We start from the raw sequence: 16,557 nt of genomic DNA, 5'->3' as shown, positions 1-16,557 counted from the left end.
ACAAGTATCGGATCATCATACTCACGCCGAACACAAAGGCGAATTGACATATGGCAGACCCATATTTTTCCGAACTCAAGTACCTAGGAGGCCCACCACAGGACTTTATCGAGGTCGCTGTTGACGCGGGTGCGGATGTTTCTGGGCTTGTTGTTACGATCTACAACTCTGACGGATCTATCCGCAGCACTAACACGCTTGATGGGATCACCCCGACGACCGTCGCAGGCCGGGACGTCTATGTAATTGATTCAGCCAGTTCCGCCACCTTTACCGGGCTCGGTAAAACCAATGGTATCTCTTTATCCGACGGGGCAACGGTTTATCAGTTCAGCTCTTTCAGCGATCCCCCCAGCCCCGGCCCGATAACGGCGACAGCTGGCCCCGCCAATGGGATGAGCTCGACGGTTATCGGCGAGGCCGGGGCGGGAGATTCACTTATTTCCACCGACAATGGTGGAACCTATACGGTGAACACCACTCCGACACCGGGCACCATACCGTGCCTTACGGCAGGAACGTTGATTGCGACCGATCAGGGCCCTGTCCTGATCGAGAGTTTGAAGCAAGGTGATCGTGTCTTGACGGATCATGGTTGCACACAGCCTTTGTCACAAATCATTCGGCGACATGTCAGCGCGCGGGATTTGCGCCGCAATCCCAAGCTTTACCCAGTACGCATTTGCGCTGGCGCGCTAGGGCAGGGCCTGCCCAGACGCGACCTGCTCGTGTCCCGTCAGCACCGGATGCTGATATCCTCGGCGATCGTTAAGCGCATGTTTGAGCGCCCCGAGGTTCTGGTCTCAGCTATAAAGTTGGTCGAGCTTCCGGGGATATACGTCGACGACAGAATTACAGAAGTTACTTATTTCCACCTGGTGTTTTCTGAACATGAGGTAATTTATGCAGATGGCGCCCCGACCGAGAGCCTTTTGCTTGGCGATGAAGCACTGAAATCTCTACCGGCAGCAGCCATGGAAGAGCTTTTTACGCTGTTCCCCGATCTTGTCGAAACCCCGATGCAAAAGACCAACTACAAAATCCCAGAGGGGGGGCGGCAAAAGCGATTGATCGCTCGGCATGCACGGAACCGGCGGCCGCTTTTGGCAGATTACGACTCTTCTTCGATTCCAGTGTGATCGCTCTTAGATGACGCAGAGCCAAAACAGGTGTATTACTTACATTCCGGCCTGCTGCGGGCACCGCGCTCTTTTGCTAGGTGCCTGCCTTCGTCAAAGCCTTACCGCCGCCGGTCGCGACGTGAGCTCATAGGCTGGAACGCCACACCCACATGCGCTTCGCAATAAGGTTTGCCTGCCTCAACGGGCAGACCGCAAAACCAGAAATCCTCGGTCGCGGGGTCGCCGACGGGCCATTTGCAGGTCTTCTCGGTCAGTTCCATCAGCGTCAGCTTTTTGGCTTTCTTCTCAACCTCGTTGACCTTGGCCAGCGCCTCGGGGCTGATCTCGTTCGCTGAAGGTTGCGGCGGCAGCGGTTGACCGGCCGGGATGATCTGACGGCGGGCCGGAACAGCGGGCTTGGTCTCGGCTGCAGGGGCTGCGGCTGGACGTGCCGGTTCCGTCTTGGGCGTGGGTTTGGGCTTGGCCTCGGCCTTGGGCGCGGGCGCTGGTTTTTCCTTTGGCTCAGCCTTGGCGGGGGTCGCGCCGGTTGCGCGATTCGACAGGCCCAGCCGGTGGACTTTGCCGATAACCGCATTGCGGGTCACACCGCCCAGTTCCTTGGCGATCTGGCTGGCCGACTGGCCCTCGCCCCACATCTTTTTAAGCAGCTCTACACGCTCGTCAGTCCAGGACATCATTTGCCTTTCAAAAGCGGAAAGCGGCCCCGGATTCGGGCCGCCTTGGGAATTCGTCTCAGCCCCCTATTTTAAACACTGCGGTCCGAGTTACAAGCGGTCTTCGAATCAGGTAGAGGGCAGATCATGCAGAATCTCATGGATCATGAGGCGCGCCGCTTTGGTGCGGTGAATTGGATGGGTCTCTATACGCTGGCCCGGCGGGAAACTTTGCGGTTTTTGGCGGTGTGGACGCAGACACTTTTGGCACCGCTGGTGACTGCGGGGCTGTTTCTGCTGATCTTCAACATCGCTATCGGGCCCAGCCGGTCTGATGTGATGGGCATGCCATTTTTGACCTTCCTGGCGCCGGGCATCATGATGATGACGGTGATCCAGAATGCGTTTGCCAATACTTCGTCCTCGATGGTGATCTCGAAAGTACAGGGCAACATCGTCGATACCCTTATGCCGCCGCTTTCGCCGCTAGAGATTCTGCTGGGATACCTTGCGGGCGGCATTGCCCGTGGCTTTCTGATCGCTGTTGTCGTTGCAAGCGCGCTGGCGCTGGTGCTCGGTATTGTCCCGCAGAACCCACTGATCGCCATGATCTTTGTAGTGCTGGGAGGGGCCTTTATGGGCGCGCTGGGTCTTTTTGCCGGGATATTCGCCAATAAGTTCGACCAGATGGCTGCGATTACCAACTTCATCGTCACGCCTTTGGCGTTTCTTTCTGGCACCTTTTACTCGGTCGAGGCATTGCCGCCGGTTTTGTACCGGCTAAGCCACGCCAACCCGGTTTTCTATCTGATCGACGGGCTGCGCTATGGTATGATTGGGGTTTCGGACAGCTCGCCCTACCTTGGGATGTTGATCTGCACGGCTGCAACACTGGTGGTCGGTGCACTGACCTGGCAGATGCTGCGAACGGGCTATCGGCTCAAGGCCTGACGGTGCCGCGCCTCGCGCCACACAAGAATCAGCCCTCCGGCCAAGATGATGGCAGATCCAATCAGGCTGACCGCGTCGGGGACCACATCGAATATCGCAAAATCATATAGCGCAGCGAACAGCAGTGTCGCATAGCTTATCGGCGCTACGAAAGACGCATCTGCCCGCGCCATGCCGTTAACGAAACAGGCCTGTGCGCAAGCCATCAATGCGCCGATCCCCGCAAGGGCCGCCCATTGCGCCGGGCTGGGCATCTGAAACACGAAACTCACCGCGACCGACGCGATAGTCAGGCCCATAGCGTTGTTCACCAATAGAATTTGGATCGGGCTCTCTCGCCCTGACAGCTTTTTGATAAAGATCAGCTCCATCCCGATGACGACCGCCGCCGCCAGCGCCAGTAACGCCGCAGGTTGGAAGCTCGCAGGTGTCGGGCGCAGCAGAACCATGGCCCCGATCAGGGCCACCGCCGCCGCCAGCCAGCGCCAGGGGCCGACGCCTTCTTTCAGCAAGGGAATGGCCAGAACCATCGCAAAGACCGGGTTCAAGAACGAAATCGCCGTCGCATCCGCCATCGGTATGAACGCGACCGATGCAAACATCAGCGTGATTCCCAGCCAGCCAAAGCTTGTCCTACCGATATGCAGCCCCCAATGGGGCCGCCGCAGGGTAGGGCGCATGATGCCCACTGCCGAAACGATGACCAGGAAGGCGAATAGAAACCGCCCGTGGCTGATCTGCATTGGGTGCAAAGGAGCACCTAGCGTATCTGTCCCCAAAGCTTTGGCCAGCAGGGTGGTTGCCGCAAGGAATGCACTGGCGACAAAAATCAACAGTGCCGCAAGGGGCGGGTTATGCGCTTTGGGAACGAACATGCGTAAGCGGTGATGTACGGGTGGACGAAAGGCAAGGGGTAAAACGGTCAGGGCTGTCCCGACGGTGTTGCAAGAGCCTGTTTGGCCTGTCGCAAGCTGTCCAGAAAACGATTTGCGCGGCCGATCCGCGCCTCAACCTCTTCGATCCGTTCCTGAAGAAATGCTACGCCGTCAAAGGTTTCGGGATCAGCCGCACCAAGTTGCCCCAGCAGAGTTGCAAGTTGGGCGATACTGATCCCCGCCGCCTGTGCATCGCCGATCTGTTCCAGCGTGATCAGCGTGTCATCCGGGTAGTCGCGATAGCTGTTTGTCGCTTCTGGCCCGGGGCGCGAGGCAATCAATCCGTGCCGTTCGTAAAACCGCAATGTGTCGCGGGGCAGCCCGCTTCGGCGGGACAGTTCTCCGATACGCATCTGTAAAACCATTGACTATACTCTATGGTTTTGATCTTATGGCCCGTGGTCAAAGCCTGCAAGGGGAAAGATGATGGGATCCAAATGTCAAAGCTGCGGCATGCCTCTTAGCAAGGATACCGAAGGGGGAGGCAGCGAAGCGGACGGAACCCGCAGCACACGGTATTGTTCACTCTGTTACGCTGACGGTGCGTTTCGACATCCCGATGCCTCGTTCGAGGAATTTCAGTCCCATTGTCTGGATGCGCTGGTGAACAAGGGCATGCCCCGCATTCTGGCCTGGGCTTTTACGCGCGGTATGGGTCGATTAGACCGCTGGAGCGAAGGCTGATACGGGGGTTGCAGCGTTGCAGCAACAAAGCCCTTTTCATCGCAAATCTTCGGCGCTATACGGCATCCATGATCAAACACGCTGATATCCTGCGACTTCGACGCCGACGCTTTGCCGCGTAACCGGCCCGTTTGATCCTTTTGCGCTGCCCAAATCGGCGCATCTCCCACCAAATCAGTTGACGAACATGGCCCTCGTGTATCACTCACGGGGCTCAACATATCGAAAAGGATGATCCGATGATCCCGTCCGTTCTGCCGACCTATAATCGTGCGCCCCTGACCTTTGTGAAGGGCGAAGGCGCTTGGCTGACCGAGGCGGATGGCCGACGTTTTCTGGATATGGGCGCGGGGATTGCTGTGAATGCACTGGGCCATGCGCATCCGGCGCTGGTGAACGCGCTGACGGAACAGGCCCACGCGCTGTGGCATGTGTCGAACCTTTATAACATCCCTCAGCAGCAGGCGCTGGCTGATAAGCTGGTTGAACATACCTTTGCCGACACGGTGTTCTTTACCAATTCAGGCACGGAAGCCTGCGAGCTGGCTGTGAAAATGGCACGCAAATATTTCTACGATAAAGATCAGCCCGAACGGGTCGACATCATCACCTTTGACGGTTCGTTTCACGGTCGGTCTTCGGCAGGTATCGCCGCTGCGGGGTCCGAGAAAATGACCAAAGGCTTTGGCCCGCTGCTGCCCGGCTTTGTACACCTGACATTTGGTGATCTTGACGGCGTCACCAATGCGATCTCGGACAAGACCGCGGCGATCTTGATCGAACCCATTCAGGGCGAGGGCGGTATTCGCCCCGTCCCTGATGCCGAGCTCAAAGCGCTGCGTCAGATCTGCAACGACAATGGCCTGTTGCTGATCCTCGACGAGGTCCAATGCGGCGTTGGGCGTACCGGTAAACTTTTTGCCCATGAATGGGCGGGCATCACGCCTGACATCATGATGGTCGCCAAGGGCATCGGTGGAGGGTTCCCTCTGGGTGCGGTGCTGGCCACCGAAGACGCGGCCAGCGGCATGACGGCAGGTACGCACGGGTCGACCTATGGCGGAAACCCTCTCGGTTGCGCGGTGGGCTGCGCGGTGATCGACCAGGTTGCAACCCCCGCCTTTCTGGACGGGGTCAATCGCAAGGCGGGCATGTTGCGCCAGAAGCTCGAAGGATTGATTGCAAATCATCCGGACGTGTTCGAAGAGGTGCGCGGCGCAGGGCTCATGCTGGGTCTGAAATGCAAGGCGACCAACTTGGACGTGGTGAATGCGGGATATGATAACGGCCTCATCACCGTTCCCGCCGCTGACAATGTGATCCGCCTATTGCCGCCTTTGACCCTGACAGAGGACGACATTGCACAGGCGGTTATTCGTCTGGAGAAAACGGCCGCGCAGGTCGATAGCAATCTGGCGTCTGCCTGAGCCCACCCGATTAGAAAAGCGAAACGACATGAAGCACTTCCTCGACATTCACAAAACCAATGCCGCCGCTTTGCGGGGCATGATCGACCAGGCTGCTGCCATGAAGCAGGCGCGTCTGGGGCAGCCAAAGGCGGCACCGGATGACGAATTGGCACTCAAAGACCGCATGGTCGCCCTGATCTTTGAAAAACCGTCAACCCGGACGCGCGTGTCCTTTGATGTGGGCGTGCGCCAGATGGGTGGTCAGACGATGGTCCTTTCGGGCAAGGACATGCAGTTGGGCCACGGCGAAACCATCGCTGACACCGCCCGCGTGCTGTCGCGCTATGTCGATATGATCATGATCCGGACATTTGACGAAACCATCCTGACCGAAATGGCGGAATACTCGGACGTGCCGGTGATCAACGGCCTGACCGATCGCACCCATCCTTGCCAAATCATGGCCGATGTTCTGACGTTCGAAGAGCACCGTGGCCCGATCGCTGGGAAGAAAGTCGTTTGGACTGGCGATGGTAACAATGTGTGTGCCTCGTTCCTTCACGCGGCGGGCCAGTTCGGGTTTGATCTGACTTTTACGGGCCCGGCGCAATTCGACCCCGAAGAGGATTTCATGGGTTTTGCCCGTCAAAAAGGGTCCAAGATTGTTGTGGAACGGGACCCCTACAAGGCTGTAGATGGGGCCGATCTGGTTGTCGCCGATACCTGGGTTTCGATGCACGACTCTCAATCCGCGAAAGAACGGCGCCACAACCTGCTGCGTCCTTATCAGGTAAACGCCGAATTGATGGCCCATGCCAAACCCGATGCGCTGTTCATGCATTGCCTTCCTGCGCACCGCGAAGAAGAAGCGACATCCGATGTCATGGATGGGCCGAACTCGGTCATTTTTGACGAGGCCGAAAACCGACTGCACGCCCAGAAGGCCGTTATGCGTTGGTGTCTGGGTGTCTGAACACATGAAAATGGCAAGAGAGAGCCGCGTGCTCTCTCATGATTTCCGGAGTGCACAATGCCCCATATAGTCCTCGAATTCTCTCAGGGCCTTGAAGAGAAACATGATTTCCATGCGGTCTGCGAGAAGTTGTTTGCGGTGCTTTCTGAGCATGCTGAGTTTGATGCACCGGCCCTTAAGATCCGTGCCAATCCGGTCACCTATTTTCGGATCGGGACCGAACCGCAGACCTTTGTCCATGCGACGCTTTTATTGATGCAGGGCCGGGATGAGGCCACGCGAGCTGAACTGAACGCTACCGTTTTGGATGTTCTGACTGTTGCCATGCCCGAGGTTGGCAGCATCACGGTGCAAGAGGTCGAACTGAACCGTGCGTCTTATGCCAAACGCCTGGCGTGATTGTGTTTGGCAATTTGTCTATCTGAAGCACGGCGACTGACACCTTCTTTGGCCGCAAGCAACATTCCTTTGCAGGGCAGCAAAAATGCCCTGCATTCCCGTCAAACAGGTGATCGGATAGCGAGCTGTCTGGATGGTTCTTTTCTCAGGTGGAATTTCTGTCAGAATTGTTATGTAATAACATTAATGATGTGTCATAACGGACAAAAATCCACCGGAGTTGTGCAATTATTGAGGTTTCTTTCAGGTGCAGCGGCCTGCATCTTGCAGGGGCGAACCGTTGCCTGCCGAAAAAGGGAGAAACTGGAATGAGCTGGAACCCGTCTCACAACCCCGATCGTTTGACTGAGAACCCGTCTTTAGAGGCACTGATCATTCCTCGTGCACGTGATCTGGGTGGGTTCGAGGTGCGCCGCGCGCTACCCTCGGTCAAACGACAGCTTGTTGGCCCGTTCATTTTCTTTGACCAGGTCGGCCCTGCAGAATTCATCACAGAAGGCGGTATAGACGTCCGGCCTCACCCTCATATCGGGTTGGGTACGGTCACCTACCTGTATAAAGGGGAATTTGAGCATCGTGATAGCTTGGGCACCCATCAGATGATCTATCCCGGTGAGGTCAACTGGATGATTGCAGGACGTGGCGTGACCCATTCTGAACGCACCAGCAAGGAAACGCGCAGCAAAAGACACAGTCTTTTTGGCATTCAGACCTGGATCGCGCTGCCAGAGGAACAGGAAGATATTGCACCGGACTTCGAACATCATAAACAATCTGCGCTGCCCCATATTCAGGATTCTGGGGTCAGCGCTCGTCTTATCCTTGGCTCGGCTTATGGTGAAAGCAGCCCGGTCACGACACTGTCTGAAACCTTCTATCTGGACGTGCAGCTTGCCCCTGGGGCCTCTTTTCCTTTGCCTGATGATCAAGAAGACCGCGGTGTTTATGTGACGGAAGGAACGGTTGAGATCGCCGGGGATCAGTTCACCCAAGGTCGTATGATGGTGTTTCGGCCAAGGGATCGCCTTTCCGTTCAGGCAGGGCCGCAAGGTGCGCGGCTAATGTTGCTTGGAGGTGCGACGTTGAACGAGGATCGTTATATCTGGTGGAACTTCGTGTCGTCCTCAAAGGAAAAGATAGAAGCAGCCACCCGCGAATGGAAAACGGCGGACTGGGCCAAAGGGGCTTTTCAACTGCCTCCGGGGGACGATCAAGACTTCATCCCGATTTCAGAAGACCTTGAACGCACCCGTCCGAGGCGCGCGCGCTGACCTGGCGTCAGTTGGCCTTGTCTGACAGGCGGATCGCGGCAATCTTTGACCGAAGGGGAGGGGCGTCATGAGGATCGCAATCGCGGGGGCGGGCAGCATTGGATGTTACTGCGGGGCTTTGCTGGCCCGATCCGGTCACGATGTCACCCTGTTGGGGCGGGCACGAATTCTCGACCCGATCCGGGATAAGGGGCTGATGGTCACAGATTTTTCAGGCCTGCGGTGTCATGTGACCAACCTGTCCCTGACCGAAGATCCGGCGGAACTGAGTGATGCTGAAATAGTCATTGTCACGGTAAAGACCGGCGCGACGGAAGAGATGGCGAAGCAAATCGGAAAATATGCACCAAAGGCTGTGATCCTTTCCTGGCAGAACGGGTTGGAAAATGCAGGCACCTTACATACGATGCTTCCGCACCACGATGTCCGCGCCGGTATGGTGCCGTTCAACGTCGTACCGACAGATACCGGCGGATTTCATCGCGCGACTTCTGGTGAAATCGTTATCCAATCCGGCCTCGGCGATTTGGGAGCAAAGCTGACTGGCCCCGACCTACCGGTGTCAGAGAGTGACCAGATCGAAGCCGTCCAATGGGGCAAGCTGGTGATCAATCTCAATAACGCGCTGAATGCGCTGTCCGGGTTGTCGTTGAAACAGCAGTTGCTGGACCGCAACTGGCGCCAACTGATGGCAGATCAGATGTCCGAGGCTCTGACCGTGTTGCGATCCGCAGGACAACCGATTGTGTCAATGACGCCGCTGCCCGCATGGATGACACCGTATATCCTGCGTCTGCCTACGCCTTTGTTTTCGCGGGTCGCATCCCGGATGCTGATCATTGACCCTTCGGCGCGCACCTCTATGGCCTATGACCTGATGGCAGGGCGCCCAACGGAAATCGACAGTCTGCAAGGCGAGATCATCCGTTTGGGCGAGCAGCAAGGCATTGCGACCCCAATCTGCGCGCAGGTTCGCGAAAAGATTGCACAGAACCCAAAATCCCCGCTTACTCCCGAGCAAATCCGAAGCTGATGGGTTAGAGAAAAGCCGTCAGTGTCCAGAAGATAGCGGCTGATAACACTGCGGTAGCGGGGACCGTTATGATCCAGGCAGCCACGATCGTCATGAAATGCGAGCGACGGACGAGTTTCCGGCGTTTTTTCTCTTCCTGTGCCTGGCGCCGTTCGGGCAGGCGTTGGTGGTTCGCGTTCTTTCTGCGCCGCTCGGCATGCCATTCGCGATAGAAGCCCACTCCGAAGACCGCTCCCACTGCGATATGGGTGGAACTGACGGGCAGGCCCAGCCAACTGGCCAGGATCACAGTGATCGCCGCAGAAAGGGCGACACAGAATGCGCGCATTGGGTTGAGCTTGGTGATCTGACTGCCGACCATCCTGATCAATTTTGGGCCAAACAGGAACAGCCCAAAGGAAATTCCCAGCGCTCCGATCACCATAACCCAGGTTGGAATTGCGACTTGTGCAGCGAAATCCCCGAATTGCGCCGTATGCACGATTGCCGCCAACGGACCAACCGCATTTGCCACGTCATTGGCGCCGTGGGCAAAGCTAAGAAATGTTGCTGAAATAATAAGTGGTAGCCCAAACAGCGTTTTCAGAGACTTCGTTCTGTTTTCTAGTCCTTCTGATCTGCGATGCACCCAAGGGACTGTCACCAGCCATGTCAGAAATCCGGTGGCCAGACCGAACAGCAAAGCGACTTCAAGCTCAACTTTGACCAGCTTGTTCAGGCCTTTGACGGCCAAATAGGTGGTAAAGGCACCAGCCATGACAGCAACGAGTATCGGCACCCAACGGCGAGCAGCGGCGATCTTGTCGTCTTGATACTGAATTTTGGCATTGATCAAAGCCAGAAAGCCAGCGGCAATAGTTCCACCTAACACAGGAGAGATGATCCAACTGGCGGCAATGGCGCTCATCGTGGTCCAACTGACCGCGCTTAGGCCAGCTGCTGCGATGCCCGCCCCCATGACGCCCCCTACCACCGAATGTGTGGTCGAAACAGGCGCGCCGACCCAGGTGGCCAAGTTGACCCACATGGCCGAAGATATCAGAGCCGCCATCATCGCCCAGATAAAGACGGTGCTGTCGTGAACCGATGCCGGGTCTATAATCCCTTTCGAAATCGTCGACACGACATCCCCACCTGCCAGCAAGGCCCCCGCGCTTTCTGCGATGGCGGCGATGACGATTGCGCCGGTCATGGTCAGCGCGTTGGCCCCGACAGCGGGGCCCATGTTATTGGCAACGTCATTTGCGCCGATATTGATGGCCATATAGGCCCCAAAACCCGCTGCTGCGACAACGATCAACCCGCCATCAGCCCGCCCAAAAATCACTGCGGCCGTCAGCCCGGCCAGCGCAATAAAGGCGAAGGCGATACCCGGCGCCAGCATGGGGCGTGCCACATGGGCATTGGCATACTCAACGCGCGAGATGCGCGCCAGATCGCTGTCCAGCGATTGCCAACGGGGTTTGGAGCTTGGGTTCGACATCAGGCTATTGCGGGCGGTTTCCAAAAGAACACCCGCGGCTATACGGTTTAGCTCAGACGAGCAACCGTGGCGTCATCACTTTTTGTGGAGGTGTCACAGCTGCAGCAGCAAAGCGCGCAGTTCTGGTTCCTGAACACGTCCGGCCGCTATCACGGGCGAAACCCACTCGCGGGTCCTTTCCTCGGCCTCGGGGTAGATATCGGCCAGTTCCTGCACTTCGATCCGATAGACATTGGTCACCACAGTCTGGCTGGCCCCGTCTTTCAGGATCTTGTCATAAGTATATTGCCCAACAGGGTCTTTGGATAGGGATTGGGCGCGCACGCCGGCTTCTTCCCAGGCCTCTTGCCGGGCAGCCTCGGCGCCATCCAGGCCATCAATCGGCCAACCTTTGGGGATGATCCAGCGTCCGGTGTCCCGGCTGGTGATCAAAAGAACCTGCAACCCGTCCTGTGTTTCGCGGGTGCACAAGGCGCCAAACTGCACCCGATGGGGGCGCAGGAACAGAGGCCGGGCGACCTCTTCCCAAATATTTCGCAGCCATTTTGTCATGTTTGTCGTTCGCGAACCCGGGTTTTACCTGAGCAGCCCACATAGCAATGAAACAGATAATCTTCAATGAACGCCCGGAATCTCCGTGCTTTCCGCATCTTCATGCCAAGAATTTTCGACGAAAATTCCCGACGGCTGCCTAATTTCGACGTTTTGCGCGCAAGGTGGGGTCGGCCTTGGTCGGATCTTCGGGCCAAGGGTGTCTGGGATATTGCGCGCGCATGTCTTTGCGCACATCCGCGTATGACCCAGCCCAGAAACCGGGCAAGTCGCGCGTGATCTGGATGGGTCGTTGGGCCGGTGAAAGAAGCGTGATCTTGAGGGCCTCACCGCCAATGACCGGATGGCGCGTGACGCCAAACAGTTCCTGCAGCCGCACCGAGATTTCCGGTACTGCACCGCCATAATCTATCGGCACCTTTCGCCCCAGAGGAGTTTCAAACGACCCTGGAGCGCGCCGGTCCAGTTCCTGCGTCTGGGCCCAGTCCAGTCGGGCGCGCAACGCTGGCAAAAGGTCGAAACGTTTCCAGTCTTCAGCATTGCGGACGCCGGAAAGCATCGGCAACAGCCAGTCTTGCAGCGTGTCGGTCAACCCCTCGATCGAGAAATCAGGCAGCTCTGCGCCTTCGGTCCGGACCAGTTCCACCCGTGCCGCCAATCGCGCAGCGGCCCCGTTCAATCGCAGGCCAAGATCACGGACGCCATCCAGCATCGCCAATGCAACTGCTTCGTCCGGAACCTCTTTCCAAACACGATCACTCAACGTGATTGCGCCGAGCCGTTCTTGTTTGCGCGCAACGACACGGCGGTCACGTTTTGACCAGTCGCAGACCTCGATCCAGGTGATCTGATCCTCGAACAGGTCACGAATTTCCTTTTCCGAGATCTGTGCGGCCATGCGCACCTTTGCTTCGCGGGGGTTGCCATCGGTATCGGTCACAACCAGATAAGGCGCGGTGGCCAGCGTATCGCTGCCATCCAGCACAACACCCTTCCCTCCTGACAACACATAACGCGGCTCATCCCCTTTGCGCCGTTGTCCAATGCGATCGGGATAGGCGAGTGCGGCTGTTGCCGCTGGGCTGAAGTCGGATGGGGTGCCTTTGGATCGCAGTCGCTTGGCCTCGGTCTTTATCCGTTCCAACGCACCAATGTTGACCTGCCAGACACGGTTACACTGAAAGGCGCGCACATCCCGTATGGCTTCGAGCCGGAGCAGCATATCCACCGGCGCACCGCGCAGAGGGTCGCGTTCGGCCATCAGGGCGGCCAAGGGCGCAGCGCCGGGGCCTGCCTGTTCCAGCATATGCCCCAGTCGCGGGTGCAGAGGTAACGCAGCCAGTGACCGCCCGTGGTCGGTGATCCGCCCCTTTCCATCCAGCGCGCCCAGCATTGTCAGCAACGTGCGGGCCTCTGCCATCGTGCCCTCGGGTGGAGGGGTCAGGAAAGACAGTTCTTCGGGGTCCGCCCCCCAAAGTGCCAGTTCCAGCGCCAGGCCGGTCAGGTCGGTTGCCTCGATCTCGGCCGGGGGATAGGCGGCCAGCGCGCCTTCTTCGCCCTTCGACCATAAGCGATAGCACTTGCCTTCGGCGACACGACCAGCGCGGCCAGCGCGCTGCGTTGCCTCGGCGCGCGTCACCCGCTCGGTCACTAGTCTGGACATACCCGAACCCGGATCGAAACGCGCCCGCCGAGCCTGTCCCATGTCCAAGACCACGCGAATGTCTGGAATGGTCAACGAGGTTTCGGCAATGGACGTAGCCAAAACCACTTTGCGACCGGTTTCGACCGGTGCAATCGCTTGGCGCTGGGCAGCAAAAGGCATCGCGCCGAATAGTGGTCGCACCGTAGCTTTGCTGGATAACCGGCCAGCCAAGGCGGCCTCTGCCCGGCGGATTTCGCCTTCTCCGGGCAGGAACACCAACATCCCACCTTCTGTTTCGCGCTCGGCCTGAACCACAAGATCGACCAATGCGTCTAGCTTTCGCGCCTGATGTCCTAGCGGTCGGTCCAGCCAACGTGTTTCGACCGGGTAGCTGCGCCCTTGGGACGTAACAACGGGGGCCTCCATCAACCGTCCCACAGGCTCAGCGTCTAGCGTTGCCGACATTGCCAGCAGGATCAGATCGTCCCGCAATGCCCCGGCGACCTCAAGGCACAAGGCCAGGCCGAGATCCGCGTTCAGGGAACGTTCATGGAATTCATCGAAAATCACCGCACTAATGCCGGGCAGATCGGGTTTGACTTGCAGCATCCGGGTCAGGATACCTTCGGTGACGACCTCGATCCGGGTCGATTTCGATACCTTCGCCTCGCCTCGCACGCGATAACCAACTGTGTCGCCCACGCGCTGTCCCAGCGTATCGGCCATGCGCTCAGCAGCAGCCCGGGCCGCCAGGCGGCGTGGTTCCAGCATCACGATCTTGCCATCGCATAGCCCCGCCTCGAGTATCGCCAGCGGCACTCGTGTTGTTTTCCCCGCGCCCGGAGGTGCCTGCAGCACTGCGCGGCCCGAAGCCTTTAGGGCGGCAAGAAGGTCAGGAATGGCGTCGTCGATGGGCAGGCGTATCATGCGGGCTTTATCCGCCAACGGTACGACAAGGTCCAGTTCCGTCTCTTATGCCCGGAAAGCGTATATCCCAGAGGTAAATTCTTGTGCGCTCTGGTCTGGACAAACCCCTCATTGGGACGGCAACTAGAACTGCCGCAACTGATTGGGGGCGAAATGGAACTGGACAGCCTGAGTGACAGGATTTTGAACGGAGACCGGCGCGCGCTGGCCCGTGGCATCACGCTGGTGGAAAGCGGTCGCGCCGATCATCGTGCGCAGGCGACGGAACTGCTGACCAGATTGACCAAAGAGGGCCGCCAGGCCCTGCGGATCGGATTGTCAGGGACGCCCGGCGTCGGCAAGTCCACGTTCATCGAGAGCTTTGGCATGATGCTGACAGGGCAGGGGCTGCGCGTTGCGGTTCTTGCAGTTGATCCCAGTTCGACTCGGTCGGGCGGGTCCATTCTGGGGGACAAGACCCGGATGGAACGCCTGAGCCGCGAGAAAAACGCCTTTATCCGTCCATCACCCAGCCAGTCGCACCTGGGCGGTGTTGCCCGCCGCACACGTGAGGCCATCGCTTTATGTGAGGCCGCTGGGTTCGATGTTGTTTTGATCGAAACGGTTGGTGTCGGGCAATCGGAGACGGTTGTCTCCGAGTTGTCGGATCTGTTTATGCTGTTGCTTGCCCCGGCGGGCGGTGACGAACTGCAGGGCGTCAAGCGCGGTATCATGGAAATGGCCGACATGATCTTGGTCAACAAGGCGGATGGTGACCTGAAATCTGCCGCCACTCGCACCTGCGCCGATTATTCCGGGGCGCTGCGTCTGTTGCGTAAACGCCCCCAGGACCCGGAAGGGTTTCCCAAGGCGATGACTGTCTCAGCGGTCGAGGAACATGGGCTGGCTCAAGCCTGGGAGGAGATGCAGTCCCTCAGTAAATGGCGCCGTGAAAATGGCCACTGGGAGGTCAACCGCGCCACGCAAGCACAATATTGGTTCGAACAAGAGGTTCGGTCTGCCCTTCTGGCACGCCTGGCGACTCCACAAGCGCGCTCGGAAATGGATCGTCTGGGCTCGCAGGTCAGCACTGGTCAGCTCAGTCCGTCGGTTGCGGCGGAACATATGTTGTCTGCTTTAGTCGCTGGCTAAGGCCTTATTCAAGCCTTTGATCTCATTACATTTCTGATTTCGGATCGGTGGGTAATCGCCCATAGGTTGCAAGTTGACCCAAATTTGATGCAAACTCAGGTTAAGGCCGCGCATCTGTCGCCAGGCCGGATATGCGGGAACCGTCAGCTATGCCCGATATTACTGGGACCAACGGCAACGACGATATCGACGTTAACAATGACACGGGGACCCTGAACGGTTCACCGGCTGGAACTCCGATTGATAATATCCGCGGCCGGGGTGGCGACGATGACGTCGACATCAATAACAGCGCGATTACCGGGAATGTCATCGGCAATGCCGGCTCTGACACGATCACCGTCACCAGCAGCACCATTGGTGGCAGGATTGCCAGCGGGTCGGATGACGATACTGTCGATATCAGTGGCTCGAGTGTTGGAAACATCCGGCTGGGGAGCGGCAACGATACCCTGAATTTCACCAGCACCAGCGTCAGTGGCGATTTGAGTGGCGGCGGCGGAACCGACACGTTGAACTTGCCTGTGGGTACCGTCATCACCGATACCAATTTTGGCGTCATTAACGTCGTAGATGGCGTAGGCTATACCCTGTTCAGCGGGACATTCACCCTACCATCCGGTATCACGGTCACATATTCTGCCTTTGAGAACGGAAGTGGCGTTCCTTGTTTTACCCGTGACACGCACATCCTGACGCAGGACGGCATGAAAGCAATCCAAGCGCTGCGGATCGGGGACATGGTCCCGACCATGGGGTGCGACCCTCAGCCTATACGCTGGATCGGTCGTCGACAGTTTGACCGCGCTGCCTTGCTGGTAAATCCCAGGCTCTTGCCGGTACGAATCCTTGCAGGTGCGCTGGGCGAGGGTTTGCCGCATCGCGATCTTCTGGTCTCACGCCAGCACAGGATGCTGGTGCAGTCCAGAATCGCGGAATGCATGTTCGGCACCACCGAAGTTCTGATTCCGGCGATCAAACTGACCGCACTGCCGGGAATCTATATCGATGAGGCCGTGCAATCGGTTGAGTATTTTCACCTGCTATTTGATCGCCATCATGTCATCTTTGCCGAAGATGCCCCAACCGAAAGCCTGTTCACCGGAGTCGAGGCCCTGAAATCCCTCGGATCGGAGGCGCGGCGAGAAATTTTCGAAATCTTTCCGGAACTGATCGAAAATCATGATGAAAACCCGGCCCGGTTCATTCCATGTGGACGCCAACAGTCCCACCTGATCCAGCGGCATTTGAAGAACAACAAACCCTTGCTTCAACGGAATGGCGCCTAGGTCTTATAGAGTTTAAGATGGGTGCAAAGATTTCGCACGGCCCGTCTTGACCCTTCCTGTGATTCCCACTAAACGCATCC

16 protein-coding genes are annotated in these 16,557 nt (G+C 57.9%); 10 read left to right on the top strand and 6 right to left on the bottom strand.

Annotated elements, in window-relative coordinates; translation table 11 throughout:
* Nucleotides 1–50 precede the first annotated feature (50 nt).
* Nucleotides 51–1,139, top strand: coding sequence for a Hint domain-containing protein (locus tag AC2FH2_RS13675; protein ID WP_496823958.1), 1,089 nt, complete (start codon nucleotides 51–53; stop codon nucleotides 1,137–1,139).
* Nucleotides 1,140–1,240: 101 nt separating this feature from the next.
* On the opposite strand, the gene AC2FH2_RS13670 is transcribed toward AC2FH2_RS13675, so the two are convergent.
* Nucleotides 1,241–1,816, bottom strand: coding sequence for a GcrA family cell cycle regulator (locus tag AC2FH2_RS13670; RefSeq protein ID WP_281995779.1), 576 nt, complete (start codon nucleotides 1,814–1,816; stop codon nucleotides 1,241–1,243).
* A 126-nt stretch (nucleotides 1,817–1,942) separates the two neighbouring features.
* Here AC2FH2_RS13670 and AC2FH2_RS13665 point away from each other — a divergent pair, with 126 nt between their 5' ends.
* Entirely contained in the window at nucleotides 1,943–2,746 is an 804-nt protein-coding gene (locus tag AC2FH2_RS13665) for an ABC transporter permease (RefSeq protein ID WP_281995780.1), read from the top strand.
* On the opposite strand, the gene AC2FH2_RS13660 is transcribed toward AC2FH2_RS13665, so the two are convergent.
* Together AC2FH2_RS13660 and AC2FH2_RS13655 are read right to left on the bottom strand one after the other, a co-directional pair.
* On the bottom strand, nucleotides 2,728–3,621 hold the full coding sequence (locus AC2FH2_RS13660; protein ID WP_142638064.1) for a DMT family transporter: 894 nt from the start codon (nucleotides 3,619–3,621) through the stop codon (nucleotides 2,728–2,730). The two genes, AC2FH2_RS13665 and AC2FH2_RS13660, sit on opposite strands and share 19 nt — an antisense overlap.
* 47 nt (nucleotides 3,622–3,668) lie before the next feature.
* The gene (locus AC2FH2_RS13655; protein ID WP_246097248.1) at nucleotides 3,669–4,046 is read right to left on the bottom strand and encodes a MerR family transcriptional regulator; all 378 of its coding nucleotides are present in this window, start codon (nucleotides 4,044–4,046) and stop codon (nucleotides 3,669–3,671) included.
* A gap of 61 nt (nucleotides 4,047–4,107) precedes the next feature.
* Here AC2FH2_RS13655 and AC2FH2_RS13650 point away from each other — a divergent pair, with 61 nt between their 5' ends.
* The 6 genes from AC2FH2_RS13650 (at nucleotide 4,108) to AC2FH2_RS13625 (ending at nucleotide 9,450) form a co-directional block, all read left to right on the top strand.
* Complete coding sequence (locus tag AC2FH2_RS13650; RefSeq protein WP_142638066.1) at nucleotides 4,108–4,365, top strand: zinc ribbon domain-containing protein; 258 nt, start codon at nucleotides 4,108–4,110, stop codon at nucleotides 4,363–4,365.
* A gap of 239 nt (nucleotides 4,366–4,604) precedes the next feature.
* Nucleotides 4,605–5,792, top strand: a complete 1,188-nt coding sequence (locus AC2FH2_RS13645; RefSeq protein ID WP_142638068.1) for an aspartate aminotransferase family protein — start codon at nucleotides 4,605–4,607, stop codon at nucleotides 5,790–5,792.
* Nucleotides 5,793–5,820: 28 nt separating this feature from the next.
* Complete coding sequence (argF, locus tag AC2FH2_RS13640; protein ID WP_271950442.1) at nucleotides 5,821–6,747, top strand: ornithine carbamoyltransferase; 927 nt, start codon at nucleotides 5,821–5,823, stop codon at nucleotides 6,745–6,747.
* A 57-nt stretch (nucleotides 6,748–6,804) separates the two neighbouring features.
* Entirely contained in the window at nucleotides 6,805–7,146 is a 342-nt protein-coding gene (locus AC2FH2_RS13635; RefSeq protein WP_496692861.1) for a 5-carboxymethyl-2-hydroxymuconate Delta-isomerase, read from the top strand.
* A 308-nt stretch (nucleotides 7,147–7,454) separates the two neighbouring features.
* Entirely contained in the window at nucleotides 7,455–8,417 is a 963-nt protein-coding gene (locus AC2FH2_RS13630) for a pirin family protein (RefSeq protein WP_496823955.1), read from the top strand.
* Nucleotides 8,418–8,484: 67 nt separating this feature from the next.
* Nucleotides 8,485–9,450 (top strand): 2-dehydropantoate 2-reductase, encoded by a 966-nt coding sequence (locus AC2FH2_RS13625; RefSeq protein ID WP_142638076.1) that lies wholly within the window; start codon nucleotides 8,485–8,487, stop codon nucleotides 9,448–9,450.
* 4 nt (nucleotides 9,451–9,454) lie between these two features.
* Here AC2FH2_RS13625 and AC2FH2_RS13620 read toward each other — a convergent pair whose 3' ends face one another.
* The 3 genes from AC2FH2_RS13620 to hrpB form a co-directional block, all read right to left on the bottom strand.
* On the bottom strand, nucleotides 9,455–10,933 hold the full coding sequence (locus tag AC2FH2_RS13620; RefSeq protein ID WP_281995786.1) for an inorganic phosphate transporter: 1,479 nt from the start codon (nucleotides 10,931–10,933) through the stop codon (nucleotides 9,455–9,457).
* Between the two features lie 93 nt (nucleotides 10,934–11,026).
* Nucleotides 11,027–11,485, bottom strand: a complete 459-nt coding sequence (locus AC2FH2_RS13615) for an NUDIX hydrolase (RefSeq protein WP_282027762.1) — start codon at nucleotides 11,483–11,485, stop codon at nucleotides 11,027–11,029.
* 139 nt (nucleotides 11,486–11,624) lie between these two features.
* Complete coding sequence (gene hrpB / locus AC2FH2_RS13610) at nucleotides 11,625–14,057, bottom strand: ATP-dependent helicase HrpB (protein ID WP_496823952.1); 2,433 nt, start codon at nucleotides 14,055–14,057, stop codon at nucleotides 11,625–11,627.
* A gap of 153 nt (nucleotides 14,058–14,210) precedes the next feature.
* Here hrpB and meaB point away from each other — a divergent pair, with 153 nt between their 5' ends.
* Complete coding sequence (gene meaB, locus AC2FH2_RS13605; protein WP_496824009.1) at nucleotides 14,211–15,188, top strand: methylmalonyl Co-A mutase-associated GTPase MeaB; 978 nt, start codon at nucleotides 14,211–14,213, stop codon at nucleotides 15,186–15,188.
* A gap of 149 nt (nucleotides 15,189–15,337) precedes the next feature.
* Complete coding sequence (locus tag AC2FH2_RS13600) at nucleotides 15,338–16,477, top strand: Hint domain-containing protein (protein ID WP_496823950.1); 1,140 nt, start codon at nucleotides 15,338–15,340, stop codon at nucleotides 16,475–16,477.
* The last annotated feature ends 80 nt before the right edge of the window (nucleotides 16,478–16,557 follow it).

This window comes from Ruegeria sp. YTSA105, assembly GCF_059610225.1.
Note: the sequence above shows the minus strand (reverse complement) of the source record. Positions and strands in the feature narration are given on the sequence as shown.

Excerpts from the sequence above, each read along its gene's own strand:
- AC2FH2_RS13630 (WP_496823955.1), top strand. The coding sequence starts at position 7,455 with ATGAGCTGGAACCCGTCTCACAACCCCGATCGTTTGACTGAGAACCCG.
- hrpB (WP_496823952.1), bottom strand. The coding sequence starts at position 14,057 with ATGATACGCCTGCCCATCGACGACGCCATTCCTGACCTTCTTGCCGCC.
- AC2FH2_RS13615 (WP_282027762.1), bottom strand. The coding sequence starts at position 11,485 with ATGACAAAATGGCTGCGAAATATTTGGGAAGAGGTCGCCCGGCCTCTG.
- AC2FH2_RS13650 (WP_142638066.1), top strand. The coding sequence starts at position 4,108 with ATGGGATCCAAATGTCAAAGCTGCGGCATGCCTCTTAGCAAGGATACC.
- AC2FH2_RS13645 (WP_142638068.1), top strand. The coding sequence starts at position 4,605 with ATGATCCCGTCCGTTCTGCCGACCTATAATCGTGCGCCCCTGACCTTT.
- AC2FH2_RS13660 (WP_142638064.1), bottom strand. The coding sequence starts at position 3,621 with ATGTTCGTTCCCAAAGCGCATAACCCGCCCCTTGCGGCACTGTTGATT.
- AC2FH2_RS13655 (WP_246097248.1), bottom strand. The coding sequence starts at position 4,046 with ATGGTTTTACAGATGCGTATCGGAGAACTGTCCCGCCGAAGCGGGCTG.
- AC2FH2_RS13675 (WP_496823958.1), top strand. The coding sequence starts at position 51 with ATGGCAGACCCATATTTTTCCGAACTCAAGTACCTAGGAGGCCCACCA.
- AC2FH2_RS13670 (WP_281995779.1), bottom strand. The coding sequence starts at position 1,816 with ATGTCCTGGACTGACGAGCGTGTAGAGCTGCTTAAAAAGATGTGGGGC.
- AC2FH2_RS13635 (WP_496692861.1), top strand. The coding sequence starts at position 6,805 with ATGCCCCATATAGTCCTCGAATTCTCTCAGGGCCTTGAAGAGAAACAT.
- AC2FH2_RS13600 (WP_496823950.1), top strand. The coding sequence starts at position 15,338 with ATGCCCGATATTACTGGGACCAACGGCAACGACGATATCGACGTTAAC.
- AC2FH2_RS13665 (WP_281995780.1), top strand. The coding sequence starts at position 1,943 with ATGCAGAATCTCATGGATCATGAGGCGCGCCGCTTTGGTGCGGTGAAT.
- AC2FH2_RS13620 (WP_281995786.1), bottom strand. The coding sequence starts at position 10,933 with ATGTCGAACCCAAGCTCCAAACCCCGTTGGCAATCGCTGGACAGCGAT.
- AC2FH2_RS13625 (WP_142638076.1), top strand. The coding sequence starts at position 8,485 with ATGAGGATCGCAATCGCGGGGGCGGGCAGCATTGGATGTTACTGCGGG.
- argF (WP_271950442.1), top strand. The coding sequence starts at position 5,821 with ATGAAGCACTTCCTCGACATTCACAAAACCAATGCCGCCGCTTTGCGG.
- meaB (WP_496824009.1), top strand. The coding sequence starts at position 14,211 with ATGGAACTGGACAGCCTGAGTGACAGGATTTTGAACGGAGACCGGCGC.